This is a genomic window from Brachybacterium paraconglomeratum, from assembly GCF_003994255.1.
GTDB lineage: Bacteria > Actinomycetota > Actinomycetes > Actinomycetales > Dermabacteraceae > Brachybacterium > Brachybacterium conglomeratum.
The window spans coordinates 128,342-140,335 of record NZ_ML133859.1 but is presented as its reverse complement, the minus strand read 5'-3'; the positions used below and the strand labels follow the sequence as shown (position 1 = coordinate 140,335).

13 protein-coding genes and 1 pseudogene are annotated in these 11,994 nt (G+C 75.1%); 9 read left to right on the top strand and 5 right to left on the bottom strand.

What is annotated here, in order from left to right; all coding sequences use genetic code 11:
- The first annotated feature begins 290 nt into the window (after window positions 1-290).
- Both DS079_RS13675 and DS079_RS13670 read left to right on the top strand, forming a co-directional pair.
- A complete protein-coding gene (locus DS079_RS13675) occupies window positions 291-1,028 on the top strand; it encodes a glutamine amidotransferase (protein ID WP_126988408.1) in 738 nt (245 codons plus the stop codon).
- Between the two features lie 177 nt (window positions 1,029-1,205).
- The gene (locus tag DS079_RS13670; protein WP_126988407.1) at window positions 1,206-2,090 is read left to right on the top strand and encodes a GH25 family lysozyme; all 885 of its coding nucleotides are present in this window, start codon (window positions 1,206-1,208) and stop codon (window positions 2,088-2,090) included.
- A gap of 139 nt (window positions 2,091-2,229) precedes the next feature.
- Here the strand turns inward: DS079_RS13670 and DS079_RS13665 are convergent, their stop codons facing one another.
- Both DS079_RS13665 and DS079_RS13660 read right to left on the bottom strand, forming a co-directional pair.
- The gene (locus DS079_RS13665) at window positions 2,230-2,694 is read right to left on the bottom strand and encodes an SRPBCC family protein (RefSeq protein WP_126988406.1); all 465 of its coding nucleotides are present in this window, start codon (window positions 2,692-2,694) and stop codon (window positions 2,230-2,232) included.
- Window positions 2,695-2,863: 169 nt separating this feature from the next.
- Window positions 2,864-3,613: a DsbA family protein gene (locus DS079_RS13660; protein ID WP_126988405.1), complete on the bottom strand. Its 750-nt coding sequence runs from the start codon at window positions 3,611-3,613 to the stop codon at window positions 2,864-2,866.
- A gap of 388 nt (window positions 3,614-4,001) precedes the next feature.
- On the opposite strand from DS079_RS13660, the gene DS079_RS13650 reads away from it, so the two are divergent.
- Window positions 4,002-4,766, top strand: coding sequence for an AAA family ATPase (locus tag DS079_RS13650; RefSeq protein ID WP_126988404.1), 765 nt, complete (start codon window positions 4,002-4,004; stop codon window positions 4,764-4,766).
- 84 nt (window positions 4,767-4,850) lie between these two features.
- Here DS079_RS13650 and pdxH read toward each other — a convergent pair whose 3' ends face one another.
- Both pdxH and DS079_RS17165 read right to left on the bottom strand, forming a co-directional pair.
- The gene (pdxH, locus tag DS079_RS13645; protein WP_126988403.1) at window positions 4,851-5,540 is read right to left on the bottom strand and encodes a pyridoxamine 5'-phosphate oxidase; all 690 of its coding nucleotides are present in this window, start codon (window positions 5,538-5,540) and stop codon (window positions 4,851-4,853) included.
- Between the two features lie 108 nt (window positions 5,541-5,648).
- Window positions 5,649-5,984 carry a hypothetical protein gene (locus DS079_RS17165; RefSeq protein ID WP_164736254.1) on the bottom strand — a complete coding sequence of 112 codons (336 nt, stop codon included), beginning with the start codon at window positions 5,982-5,984 and terminating at the stop codon, window positions 5,649-5,651.
- Window positions 5,985-6,326: 342 nt separating this feature from the next.
- Here DS079_RS17165 and DS079_RS13635 point away from each other — a divergent pair.
- A pseudogene (locus DS079_RS13635) lies at window positions 6,327-6,479 on the top strand (mandelate racemase/muconate lactonizing enzyme family protein); the annotation flags it as partial.
- A 140-nt stretch (window positions 6,480-6,619) separates the two neighbouring features.
- On the opposite strand, the gene DS079_RS13630 reads toward DS079_RS13635, so the two are convergent.
- Window positions 6,620-7,177 (bottom strand): GNAT family N-acetyltransferase, encoded by a 558-nt coding sequence (locus DS079_RS13630; RefSeq protein ID WP_126988402.1) that lies wholly within the window; start codon window positions 7,175-7,177, stop codon window positions 6,620-6,622.
- Between the two features lie 151 nt (window positions 7,178-7,328).
- Here DS079_RS13630 and DS079_RS13625 point away from each other — a divergent pair, with 151 nt between their 5' ends.
- The 5 genes from DS079_RS13625 to DS079_RS13605 are packed head-to-tail and all read left to right on the top strand — an operon-like array spanning window position 7,329 to window position 11,968.
- The gene (locus DS079_RS13625) at window positions 7,329-7,886 is read left to right on the top strand and encodes a DUF4242 domain-containing protein (protein WP_126988401.1); all 558 of its coding nucleotides are present in this window, start codon (window positions 7,329-7,331) and stop codon (window positions 7,884-7,886) included.
- Window positions 7,886-9,124 carry an acyl-CoA dehydrogenase family protein gene (locus tag DS079_RS17260; protein ID WP_206516172.1) on the top strand — a complete coding sequence of 413 codons (1,239 nt, stop codon included), beginning with the start codon at window positions 7,886-7,888 and terminating at the stop codon, window positions 9,122-9,124. Before DS079_RS13625 ends, DS079_RS17260 begins: the two co-directional genes overlap by 1 nt.
- Window positions 9,121-9,834: an ABC transporter ATP-binding protein gene (locus tag DS079_RS13615; RefSeq protein WP_126988400.1), complete on the top strand. Its 714-nt coding sequence runs from the start codon at window positions 9,121-9,123 to the stop codon at window positions 9,832-9,834. The genes DS079_RS17260 and DS079_RS13615 overlap by 4 nt, the downstream gene beginning before the upstream one ends.
- Complete coding sequence (locus tag DS079_RS13610; protein ID WP_164736259.1) at window positions 9,831-11,069, top strand: ABC transporter substrate-binding protein; 1,239 nt, start codon at window positions 9,831-9,833, stop codon at window positions 11,067-11,069. The genes DS079_RS13615 and DS079_RS13610 overlap by 4 nt, the downstream gene beginning before the upstream one ends.
- Window positions 11,066-11,968 carry an ABC transporter permease gene (locus DS079_RS13605; RefSeq protein WP_126988399.1) on the top strand — a complete coding sequence of 301 codons (903 nt, stop codon included), beginning with the start codon at window positions 11,066-11,068 and terminating at the stop codon, window positions 11,966-11,968. The genes DS079_RS13610 and DS079_RS13605 overlap by 4 nt, the downstream gene beginning before the upstream one ends.
- Window positions 11,969-11,994: the final 26 nt, after the last annotated feature.

The window sequence follows — 11,994 nt, the reverse complement described above, 5'->3', positions numbered from 1 at the left end:
GCGGGCCGTTCGACGGCCGCGGGAGGCGGCGCGAGGACAAGAGCAGGGGAAGCGGTCACGGGATCTCCTCGATGAGCGTCGTCGACGCCGCGCAGACTACGGGAGAGGCCGGCCCGGCCGGCGGGACCGCGGTGCGCGCCGACAGGACCGCAGCGCGCAGACAGGACCGCAGCGCGCCGACGCGCCGCGGCACGGCCCGGCGGCACGTCCGCGGAGCCGTCGATCACCGGCGATGCAGGAGCCTGCACGGACGGCCGGGAGCACCGCGTGCCAGTGGATACGATGCGCTGGTGAAACCGTTCGTGCAGATCGCCACCCGTCCCGAGGACGACGTCGCCGCCACCGAGCGCGCCGCCGTGCTCGACTTCACCGGCCTCCAGGAGCAGGACCTGCTCTGGGCGCGCCTGGACCGCGACCCCTTCCCGGACCTCGCGATGGACGACATCTCCGGCATCATCCTGTGCGGCAGCCCCTTCACCGTCTCCGACCCCGTCGACTCCAAGAACGAGGCGCAGCTGCGGGCCGAGGCGGAGATCGACCGCGTCCTCGACCAGGTCATCGCCCACGACGTCCCCTTCCTCGGCGCCTGCTACGGCATCGGCACCCTCGGCACCCATCAGGGCGCCCTCATCGACCGCGCCCACGGCGAGCCGCTCGGCGCCGTCGAGGTCACCCTCACCGAGGCCGGTCGCGAGGACCCGCTGGTCCGCGCCGCGCAGCTGGAGGACACCTTCCTCGGGCTCGTCGGCCACAAGGAGGCCGTGCACACGCTGCCCCCGCACGCGACCGCGCTCGCGAGCGGACGCACCGCACCGGTGCAGATGTTCCGCGTCGGGACCAGGCAGTACGCCACCCAGTTCCACCCCGAGCTGGACGTCCCCTCGATCATCGAGCGGGCCCGCGCCTATCGCGACCACGGCTACTTCTCGCCCGACGAGATGGAGGAGATCTTCACCGAGCTGCGGCACGTCGAGGCCGACCAGCCGCCGCGGCTCCTGCGCGCCTTCGCGGAGCTGTTCGCGCGCTGACCCGACTCGCGCACTGTGCCGGCTCCCGTGCTGACCCGACTCGCACACTGACCCGACTCGCACACTGACCCGGCTCGCCCGCTGACCCCGCCGGGAGCCGGGAAGCGTTGTCCTTCCTCCGCTCCCGCCCGGCACGTCTCCCGCGACGGCCTGGCCTGCTCCGGTAGCGTCCGGTGCGTGCCACGATTCACGCCAGAGCAGGTCCGCCGACGTCAGATCGTCGCGGGCTCCCTCGCGCTGCTGCTCGTGCTGATCATCGGCGGATGCTCCGTCTCGGTGATCCGCGGCCTCGGCGGAGGCGGGCAGGAGGCGGCCAAGAGCGATCCGGCGCCCTTCACCGCCGACGACGCGGCGATGGAGGTCACGGCGACCTCGGCCGACGCCGCCGCGCTCGAGAACCTGCCCGCGGAGACGACGCTCGCGCCCGACGAGGTGATGGGCATCGACGTCTCCGCCCACCAGGAGGAGATCGACTGGGCCGCGGTCGCCTCCGACGGGTACGGCTTCGCGTACATCAAGGCGACCGAGGGCGCGGGCTTCGTCGACTCCCGCTTCCAGGAGAACTGGGACGGCGCGCAGGCGGCCGGGGTCGTCCCCGGCGCCTACCACTACTTCACGCTCTGCTCCTCCGGCGCGGACCAGGCAGAGGACTTCCTCGCCGCGGCCCCGCCCGACGACTCGGCGCTCCCGCCCGCTCTCGACCTCGAGTTCGACGGTGCCTGCGAGGAGCGGCCCGGCGCGGTCGACGCGCAGGCCGAGGTCGACGCGTTCACGGCGATCGTCGAGAAGGCCTGGGGCCGTCGTCTGCTGATCTACTCCTCCTCGGAGTGGCGCGATCACTACGGCCTGCCGGTCACGGACTCACGCCCCGACTGGCTGTTCTCCGCGGGCAGCCGCCCCGTGCAGGGCGACTGGGCCGTGTGGCAGCTGCGCTTCGACGGGACGGTCACCGGCATCTCCGGCGGTGTGGACATCGACGTGGCCCGCATCGAGGTGCTGCGCGAGCACGCCGAGATCCCCGACGGCGAGGGCGCGATCGGCCACGAGGTCGACGAGGGCTGACCGCGACGAGGGCTGACCGCGACGAGGGCTGACTGCGAGCGCAGCAGCGTGCGAGCGCAGCAGACCGCGAGCGCAGCAGACCGCGGGAGCGGCTGACTGCAGGAACGGCTGACCGCGACGAGGGCTGACTGCCGGGCTCTCAGCCCTGCAGGTCGAGGCGGCCTCCGGCGAGCTCGCGGCCGTGGGCGGCGACGACGTCGTCCAGGACGAGGTTCCAGTGGTCCAGCAGGCCCTGTCGCTCGGCGGCGCCGAGCAGGCGCTCCTGATGGATCTCGAGGATCGTGGCCCGGCCGAGGGACTCCGGGGCCTCCTGGAGCGTCACCTGGAACACCGTCTCGTGGTCCAGGGTGTCGGGGGTCCAGCGCAGGCGGACGCGTCGGCCGACATGGCAGCCGATCACCCGGCCGTGGACCCGGCCCCCGCGACGCACCGGGGCACCGACCATCTGGGGGACGGACTCGAGGCCCAGCCACTGCGGGAGCCACTCGGCGAGCAGTCGCTGCCAGATCTCGGAGGGCGGGGCGGGAAGGGTGCGTCGGACGTCGAGCTCCCACCCGGCGTCGTGGGTGAGGCCGACGGGGGAGTGCCAGGTCTCGGTCTGCATGCTTCCACGGTAGGACCGGCCACGGGGAGAACCCAGGGCGGGAGCTGGACTGTCCTCAGGTGTTCGCCCGGGCGTCGCCGGGGGGACACCGAACGGGGTGCGGGGAGTGACCGGGGACATCTCCGGCCGTGCTCGCGCGCTCCCGAGCGGTCGGTCGGGAGCACGGTGCTCAGGCCGCCTCGACGGCCTTCCGCACGGACCCCGAGCTCGTGAGGTCGCCGCTGAACTGCTCGCCGTCGATGAGCACGGCCGGCGTGCCCGGCACGGCCTGCTGGGCCTCCGGCTCGACGACCTGCTCCAGCCAGGGCAGATAGGTGCCCTCGGCCTGGCAGTCGGAGATGTCGACCGACGTCGCCTCCCCGACGATGCCGATGAGCTCCTCATCGGGAAGTCCCGCGGAGCCGGGCTGCTGCGCGAAGAGCGCGGCCGACGCCGGATACCAGTTCGCCGGGTCCTCCGCGGCGGCGCAGAGCGCGGCATTGGCGGCGCGGCCGGAGTAGCCGGCGGGGGAGGAGGTCGCATCGAGCATCGGGCGGGGGTGCATGCGCAGCGTGATCTCCCCGGCCTCGGCCATCTCCTGCAGGTCAGGTCCCTGGGTCGCCTCGAAGGTCTGGCAGTGCGGGCACAGGAAGTCCAGGTAGACGTCGACCACGGGGCCGTCGTCGCTGGTGCTGAGCTCGACATAGGGCTGGTCGGCCGCCGCCCCGGGCGGTGCCACGACCTCGCCGGAGCCCGTCGAGCCGCCCGTGCCCTCCGTCGGGCCTTCTTCGGTGGCGGCGCCGGCGCCGGGATCCGAGCCCTCGCGCAGGATCAGGAAGCCGGCGACACCGCCGATCACCAGCACCAGGACGAGGCCCAGGCATGCGACGCCGCCGATGATGCCGAGCACGAGCGGGGTGCGGGAGCGCGGCTGGGACATGGAGGACCTCGCGGGGATCGGGGGAGGGAGGGGCGTGCACGAGGGTAGCGGTCCTCGGGAGGGATGTCCGGACGACGGTGCATGCTGGCACCATGAGCTCTCACGACTCCGCCCGGGCGCCGGATGTCCCTGCCGCATGGCGCACCCGCGCGGAGCGGCGCGCCGCGCTCGAGGCGGCGCGCGAGCAGGGCGAGAACCTCGTCGTGGTGCTGGGCCACGCCGAGTACTACCCCCCGCTTCGGCTTCACCCCCGCCTCCGGGGTCGGGGTCACCGCCCCGTTCGACGTGCCCGACGAGGCCTTCCTCGCCCTCGCCCTGGACCCCGAACGTCCGACGCCGCGCGGGCAGATCGCCTACCCGCCCGCCTTCGGCGTGTGAACGGGACCTGATGGATTCGCTCTTCGGCGACGACTTCGACGAGCCCGGGCCCCCGCGCACGCCCTTCGACACCCCGGCCCTGCCGGTGCGGGAGCTGCGCGAGCACCCCCTCGCCCCCGCGGACCATGCGGCGTGGCCGGCGACCCTCGCCCCGATCCGCCAGGTGCTCCGCGACGGCCTCGAGCTCGGACCGATCACGGTGCTGACCGGCGACAACGGCGCCGGGAAGTCCACCCTCGTGGAGGCGCTCGCCGGCGCGTTCGGGCTGAATCCGGAGGGCGGCGGGACCGGCGCGATGCATGCGACCCGTCGGACCGAGTCCCCGCTGGTCGAGCATCTCCAGCTCGTGCGCGGCGCCGGCGCCCCGCGCTCGGGCTTCTTCCTGCGCGCCGAGACGATGCACTCCCTGTTCACGTACTACGAGGAGATCGGCGTCGGCGGGATGATGCACGAGCGCAGCCATGGCGAGTCCTTCCTCGCGCTCGTCGAGGAGCGTTCGAGGATCCGTGGGCTGTGGCTGCTGGACGAGCCCGAGTCGGCGCTGTCCCTCAGCGGCTGCCTCGCCCTGCTCGCCCTGCTGCAGGGCATCGCCGACGCCGGCTCGCAGATCGTGCTGTCCACCCACTCACCGGTCCTGGCCGCGCTGCCCGATGCCGATCTGTACGAGCTGGGCGAGTGGGGCCTGCGCCGGGCCGGGTACGACGACCTCGACCTGGTCCGCACCTGGCGCAGCTTCCTCGAGGCCCCGGAGCGGTTCCTGCGCCACCCGGGTTGAGCGGGCGCTCAGCGCGACGGCATCGCACGGCGGCGCCCGCGGCACCGACATCGCGTGCCGCCGTGCCGGCGTCGGGTCCGGGTCTCAGGGCTGCAGGCGGTGCCGCGTCCAGTCGCCGGCGCCCGCGCCGTCGGCCGACCGCTCGTAGACGATCCGGTCGTGGACCCGGTGCGCCCGGCCCTGCCAGAACTCGATACGCTCCGGACGGATCCGCAGCCCGCCCCAGAACTCCGGGCGCGGCACCTCGGAGCCCTCGAAACGCGCCTCGACCTCGGCGTACTGCGCCTCGAGAGACTCCCGCGAGTCGATCCGGCGGGATTGGTGCGAGGCCCAGGCGCCGAGCTGGGAGCCGCGCGGGCGCGAGGCCCAGTAGGCGTCGGACCCCGCTGAGGACATCTCCTCGACCGCGCCCTCGATCCGCACCTGCCGCTGCAGCGGGTACCAGGGCAGCAGCAGCGACGCCTGCGGCGTGGCGCGCAGCTCGCGGGCCTTGTCCGAGTCGAGGTTCGTGTAGATGCTCGCCCCGTGCTCGTCCAGGCCCTTCAGCAGCACGGTCCGCGAGCGCGGCCGGGGCGTGCCGTCGGCATCGAGCGCGACGGTGGAGAGCACCACGGCGGTCGGGTCGGTGATGTCGCCGTGCGAGTCGCGGCGGGCGAAGGCGTCCTGCAGCCAGACGTCGCACAGCGCGAGCGGGTCCGCGGGGGCGGCGTCCGCGAGGGAGCCGGCGAGGTAGTCGAGTCGTTCGCCGGCGAGACGGTCCGAGGCGCTGGTCATGGCACTGATCGTAGGCCGTCGCACGGCGCGGTGCGCGTGTCCCGTCCTCCTCGCGCCGACCATGGCGTGGGGACGCACGGGGAGCTGAGGGCGACGTCGACGGCCGGCTCAGGCGGCCGCGAGGTGCTGGCCTCCGCCGCGGACCTGGCGCGGGGTCCCGTCGCCGCCCAGCAGGCGGGCCCACAGGCCCCGACGCGGGGCGCGGTGAGCAGGGGCCCGGCGCGAAGCGGCCGCGAAGCCGTCGGCCGAATCCGGCGCCGTGGCGAGCAGGGCCGGGAGCTCCAGCGTGCTCGGGTCGAGCCCCTGGGCGGCGGCGAGCGCCCGGCGCTCGCGCACGGCGTGCAGCGCGTCGACGTCGCCCCAGGCGCGGGGGAGGGGGCGGTAGGCGATGAGGTGGTCGGAGGTGGCTCGGGTGCGGCTGGTGGCGATGGTCGCGTTCTTCATGCCTCTACGATCCGTCGACGGATGGGTCAGGCGCGTCCGTCCGGGTGGGCGGCGCCGTCCACCCGGGGGAGGATCTTCGAGCGGGCACGGTCCGACCCGCGGCGCGGGGGTGAGGTCCCGGCGGAGGGGAGGAGCGAGGCCGGAGGGACGGACCGCGGCATGGACCGCGGGCCGACGGCTCGGGCCGGGGCCGGCGCGGACTCCTCGATGCGGTCCCGCGCCGCGCGCAGGGCGGCGAGGATCTCCGCCTCGTGCGCGGGGCCGCACCCGCGGGTCCCGGTCCAGAAAGCTCGTGCCCGCCAGCAGTGCCCGGATCCCGATCGAGTAGAAGGTCCCCGACCGGTCGAGCACTCCGACTGGCTCGATCCGCTGTTCGAGGAGCGGCTGGTGACGCGCGAGGGCCAGATGCTGGTCCCGGACCGGCCGGGGCTCGGCATCACGCTGTCCGAGCGGTGCCGTGCGCTGACCTCGGACTCCGTCCTGCTCAGGGGCTGAGAGCAGGTATGGGTCGAGGTCGGTGCGGGCGGCGGAGCACCGGGGTGGCGCACAGGCCGAGGGCTCGTGGCTCGTGGGATGGGGTAGCCCGTCGCTCGGCCCCTACGTCTCCCGAGCCTCCGCTCTGACCGCTGTCCGGCTCAACGCACCATGCGGATGTCCGGCAGGGCCGGCCACCGCGGATCCACCTGCCGGGCCCCGTCGGGCGCGAAGCCGAGCTTCGCGTAGAAGCGCTGTGCGCGGGAGTTGTCCTCGGCGCCCCACAGGCTCGCCGGCTCCTCGCCGATCAGCGCTGTGACCAGGGCGCGTGCCATGCCCGTACCGTGCCACTCCGGCAGCACGTAGAGCACCGACAGCTCCCGATCGCGCACCGGCTGCGGATCGCGGGGCGGCCAGGAGGCGGCGAGGCCGACGGGAACGCCGTCCCCGTCGCGGCCCATCCGGAAGATGCCCTCGTCGGCCTCCGGAGCGCCCGGGGTCAGCCACCGGGTCCAGTGCTCGAGGCGCCGCGCGATCGCGGGCTCGCCGAACCACTCCTCGCCATGCAGCGCGTGCCCGTAGGCGACCTCCCAGCCTCTCACGTGGACGCGCGCGAGGCCCGGGACGTCGGCCAGGGCCGGGACGTCGATCGTGAAGCCGGCGGCCGGGTCGGGCGCGGGGTCGGGAGCGGCCGAGGGGGCGGGGCGGGGTGCGCACATGGGCGCGAGGCTACCTGCCGCCCGCGCGCCGCGGCCCGGGACGCCTGCGGGCCGGGGACGACAGGGCGCCCCACCCTGTGCGATGCTGATGGGCGCCATAAGCAATGCTTCGATCCGTCACGGCGTCGGAGCGGACGACGAAAGGTGCACCATGTCGCTCTTCCTCCTCGAGATCGAGCCCGCCGCCACCACTCGCGAGGGCAGCCAGGCCGTGCTCGACGCCCTGCGCGCCGCAGCGGGCGACTCGGCCCCGGCGGAGCTGATCGAGTCCCAGGTCGCCGCGGACCACTCCCGCCTGTTCACGATCCTCGAGGCGGACGACGCCGAAGGGGCCGGGACGGTCGTCGCCGAGCTGCGCGAGGTCGCCGGAGCCGTCCACGGTCCCGACGAGGTGCGCCTGGTCGGCGCCGAGCTCGACGAGATCAAGGCCCTGCGCCGCGGCGCCGGCTACCTCGTGGAGTGGGACATCCCCGCCGAGATCACGATGGACCAGTACCTCGCCCGCAAGAAGGCCAACGCCCCGAAGTACGCCGAGGTCCCCGAGACCAGCTTCCTGCGCACCTACGTGCGCGAGGACACCGCCAAGTGCCTCTGCTTCTACGACGCTCCCGACGAGGACGCCGTGGTGCGCGCTCGCGAGGCGGTCTCCACCCCCATCGACCGCATCTGGGCGCTCGGCGCGATCGAGCTCGACACCACCGGCGCCTGATGACCGCCACCTCTGAGCGTGCCCCCGAGCCTGCGGCCGGCACGGATCCCGCGACCCGTGACGGGCTCGGCCTCGCCGTGCTGCCCGCGGTGACGGAGCCCGTGCTCGCCCGCGTCGCCGAGCGGGCCGGGGAGGTCGACCGGGCCGAGGCGGACCTCTGGGACGAGCTCGCCGCGCTCGGGGAGCTCGACCTCCTCACCGCACCGCTGCCTCTGGCCGCGGAGCTCACCCATGCCCTCGCCCGCCGCTGCACCGCGAGCGCCTTCGCGCTGTGGGGCCACCGCTCCGCGATCGCGTACCACGAGGCGACCGGCACCCCGCTGCCGGACGGCGCCGCCTCCGGCGTCACGGCCCTCGCCTCCGGCATGGCCGCCGCCTTCAAGGAGGAGGCCGGCCTCGGCGAGATCCCGCTGCTCGCGACCGACTCCCCGGACGGCGGGGTCGCCGTCTCCGGCGTGCTGCCGTGGTGCTCGAACCTGCGTCCGGGCGGCTGGGTCGTCACCCCCGTGCGCTGGGAGGACGGCCGACGCGCCGTCGTGCGCCACCGGCGCGACGCCGACGGGGTGCGGGTCAAGGAACTCACCGGCCTCACCGCCCTGGACGCCACCGCCTCCGGCGTGCTGCTGCTGGACGAGGTGCGCATCCCTGCACAGGACGTCCTCACCCGCGATCTGCCCGCCTTCCGCGACGACGTCCGCGCCACGTTCCTGCAGATCCAGACCGCCATGTGCCTCGGCCTCGCCGGGGCGGCGCTGGACGCCGCCGAGGCGGGGGCCGACGACGTGGCCCGCGAGGTCCTCGCCGAGGAGCTCTCCGCGGCGGCCGAGGACTGGCAGCACCTGCGCGGAGCACTCGCCGCGGGCGTGCGCGCGGCCTCCGCGGTGCGCGCGGGCGGCGCGGGCGGCCCCTCGGACGCCGCGCCGTCGGGTGCGCCTCCGTCGGGGGCGTCTCCGTCGGGTCCGTCTGTAGCGGGCGGGTCTCCGGCGGGTGCCGCGCCGTCGGCCCCCGTGCGGCCGGCCGAGCTGGTGCGGGTGCGGCTCGAGGCCGCGCTGCTCACCGGCCGCGCCACCCGGCTCGAGCAGAAGATCGTCGGCGGTCGCGGCTACGCGCTCGCCTCCGACACCTCGCGCCGCGCCCGCGAGGCGGCGTTCCTGCCCGTCCAGTCACCGACCGAGACGCACCTGCGCCATCTGCTGGCCCGCGCCGGCGTCCCGGTCCCGACGGACGGGCACGCATGAGCAGCCTCGCGCTCCACGGGGTCACCCACCGCTATCCCGGCGGCGCCGGCCCCGTGCTGCAGGACCTGGACCTCGAGGTCGCCGAGCACGAGACCCTGTGCGTGCTCGGCGCCTCCGGGGCCGGGAAGTCGACCCTGGTGCGGCTGCTGGCCGACCTCGACCAACCGCAGTCCGGGCGCATCGACCGCGGCGCGGATCCGCGCCTGCCGGCGCTCGTCCCGCAGTCCCCGGACCTCTTCCCCTGGCTCACCGTCGCCGAGAACATCGCCCTCGGCGGCCGCTACTCCGCCAACGCCGGCCGGTTCCGCGCCGAGCGGGTCCCCGAATTGCTGGACGACCTCGGCATCGCCGAGCTCGCAGGCGCCCTGCCCGCCGAACTCTCCGGCGGGCAGGCCCAGCGCGTCGCCCTCGGCCGGGCGCTCGCCGTCGACCCCGCGGTGGTGCTGCTCGACGAGCCCTTCTCCGCCCTGGACCCCGCGATCCGCGCCGACCTGCAGACCTGGCTGCGCGACGTGCTCACCCGCGTGCGGATCTCGGCGGTGCTGGTCACCCACGACGTCGACGAGGCGCTCGTGGTCGCCGACCGCATCGTCTACCTCGACGGGCCCCGCGGGATCACCGCCGACTGGACCCCGCGGAAGGACGGCACCACCCGCGAGGAGGTGCTCGCCCACTACCGGCGCGGCGCCATCGCCGAGGCGGACGCGTGACCCCTCGGCGCTCCTCGCGCACGCCGTCGGGCGCGCGGGGTCCGAGCCGACGCGCCGTCCTCGGCGGCGGAGGAGCGCTCGCGCTGTCCGGCCTCGCCGGCGCCGGGCTCGGCCTCGCCGCCCGCGGCGAGGTCCCGGGGTCCCGCGGCGGGCAGGCCGGGAGCGGGTCGGGCGGCACGGGGCGGGACGGGACGGCCCCGCAGCGACCGCTGCGGATCGCCTACCTCCCCATCACCGACGCCGCCCCGCTGCTCATCGCCCACTCCCGCGGCCTCTTCGCCGAGGCCGGGGTCGAGGTGGCCGAACCCGTGCGGCTGCGCTCCTGGGCCACGATGGGCGAGGCCCTGCTGGCCGGGAGCGTCGACCTCGTCCACCTGCTGTTCCCGATGGCGCTGCAGATGCGTCTGGACCTCGGCGCCGACATCACCGTGCTCGGCGCGAACCACGTCGACGGCTCCGCCCTCACCCTCGGCCGGGACGTGCCCGAGCTCGGAGCGCTCGCCGGCTCCACCCTCGCCGTGCCCGGATGGTTCTCGATCCACAACATCATCGTCCAGCAGATGCTGCGCGCCGAGGGGCTCACCCCCGTCGTGCGACGCACCGCCTCCCGCGACCGTGGCGAGGTCACCCTGGTGCCGATGGCGCCGTCGGACATGATCCCGGCGCTGGACGCCGGCTCGATCAGCGGCTACACCGTCGCCGACCCGTTCAACGCGATGGGCGAGACGACGGGAGCCGGCGCCATCGGCCGCTTCCTCGGCGACGTGTGGCGCTCCCATCCCTGCTGCGTCACCGTCGCCTCCGGGACGCTCCTGCGCCGCTCGCCCGAGCAGATCGCCGGCGTCGCCGAGGCTCTCGTGAGGGCCCAGATCGCCTGCCGAGAGGATCGCGAGGGCGTCGCCGCCGAGCTCGCCGGGACCTACCTCCCCCAGCCCCTGCCCGCGATCGCCGCCGCGATGCACCGCGAAGGCGCCGGACACGCGCACGTCGCCCACCCCGACTGGCACGGCGAGACCATCGACTTCACCCCCGTGCTCAGGCCCGGCTTCACCGCGCAGCTCGTCCGCGAGATGCGCTCCACCGTGCTCGACGCCCCGCTCGGCGCGCTCGCCGAGATCGACCCCGAGGACGCCCACGACCTGGTCGTCGACGACACCGCGCTGCGTGACGCCGCCCGGCGGATCGACCCCGGCTCGCTCGTCGGCCTCGACGACCCCGAGGAGATCGCCCCATGAGCCTCGTCCCCGCAGATCTCGACTCCGAGGACCCCGACCGCCCCGAGCCGCGGGACGGCGCCGCTCTCGGGGCTCGTCCCCGCGATCCCGCGGGGCGCGGGGCCGACGGGACGTCGCGGCGCCCCGGCCGTCGGCGCAGCAGCGTGCGTGCGGAGCGCGGTCCTGCCCTGGCCTGGGGAGCGCTCGGCGTGCTCGCCGTGGGGCTCGCGTGGTGGGCCCTCACCGCGGTCGGCGGAGCGGGCAGTCCCATGCTCGCGGCGCTGACCCCCCTGGGCGTGCCCTCCGCCCTCGCCTCCCTGCTCGCCACCGGCGTGCTCGTCCAGGACCTCGTCACCAGCACGCTCCGTCTGCTGCTCGGCATGGGGATCGCCGCCGCCGTCGGCATCCCCGCCGGGGTGCTGATCGGCCTGCACCGGCCGACCCGCTGGGCCAGTGCGCTGCCCGTCCAGTTCGTGCGCATGATCTCCCCGCTGTCCTGGGCGCCGGTGGCCGTGGCGCTGCTGGGGGTCGGCTCGGCGCCGGTGGTCTTCCTCGTCGCGGCCGCGGCGATCTGGCCGATCCTGCTGGGCACCGCGGCGGCGGTCGCCGCGATCGATCCGCGCTACGTCGCCGTCGCCCACACCCTCGGCGCGAACCGGCGCGAGATGCTGCGCACGGTGCTCGTCCCCTCGGTGCGGCCGGCCGTGCTGCAGTCGATCCGGCTCGCCCTCGGCATCGCCTGGGTGGTGCTGGTGCCCGCCGAGATGCTGGGCGTGACCAGCGGGCTCGGCTACGAGATCCTCAACGCCCGCGACCGCCTCGCCTACGACGAGATGCTCGTGGTGATCCTCGTGATCGGCGTGCTCGGCGCCGCGATCGACCTGCTCGCGCGCCTTCTCCTGACCCCGCGCCGGGGATGATCCGGGCGGCGACCCGGGGGCGCCGA

Bases quoted from the DNA above. Each gene is read 5' to 3' on its own strand.
- DS079_RS17165 (WP_164736254.1), bottom strand. From the start codon at position 5,984: ATGAAGAACGCGACCATCGCCACCAGCCGCACCCGAGCCACCTCCGAC.
- DS079_RS13650 (WP_126988404.1), top strand. From the start codon at position 4,002: ATGGATTCGCTCTTCGGCGACGACTTCGACGAGCCCGGGCCCCCGCGC.
- pdxH (WP_126988403.1), bottom strand. From the start codon at position 5,540: ATGACCAGCGCCTCGGACCGTCTCGCCGGCGAACGACTCGACTACCTC.
- DS079_RS13605 (WP_126988399.1), top strand. From the start codon at position 11,066: ATGAGCCTCGTCCCCGCAGATCTCGACTCCGAGGACCCCGACCGCCCC.
- DS079_RS13665 (WP_126988406.1), bottom strand. From the start codon at position 2,694: ATGCAGACCGAGACCTGGCACTCCCCCGTCGGCCTCACCCACGACGCC.
- DS079_RS13615 (WP_126988400.1), top strand. From the start codon at position 9,121: ATGAGCAGCCTCGCGCTCCACGGGGTCACCCACCGCTATCCCGGCGGC.
- DS079_RS13625 (WP_126988401.1), top strand. From the start codon at position 7,329: ATGTCGCTCTTCCTCCTCGAGATCGAGCCCGCCGCCACCACTCGCGAG.
- DS079_RS17260 (WP_206516172.1), top strand. From the start codon at position 7,886: ATGACCGCCACCTCTGAGCGTGCCCCCGAGCCTGCGGCCGGCACGGAT.
- DS079_RS13630 (WP_126988402.1), bottom strand. From the start codon at position 7,177: ATGTGCGCACCCCGCCCCGCCCCCTCGGCCGCTCCCGACCCCGCGCCC.
- DS079_RS13660 (WP_126988405.1), bottom strand. From the start codon at position 3,613: ATGTCCCAGCCGCGCTCCCGCACCCCGCTCGTGCTCGGCATCATCGGC.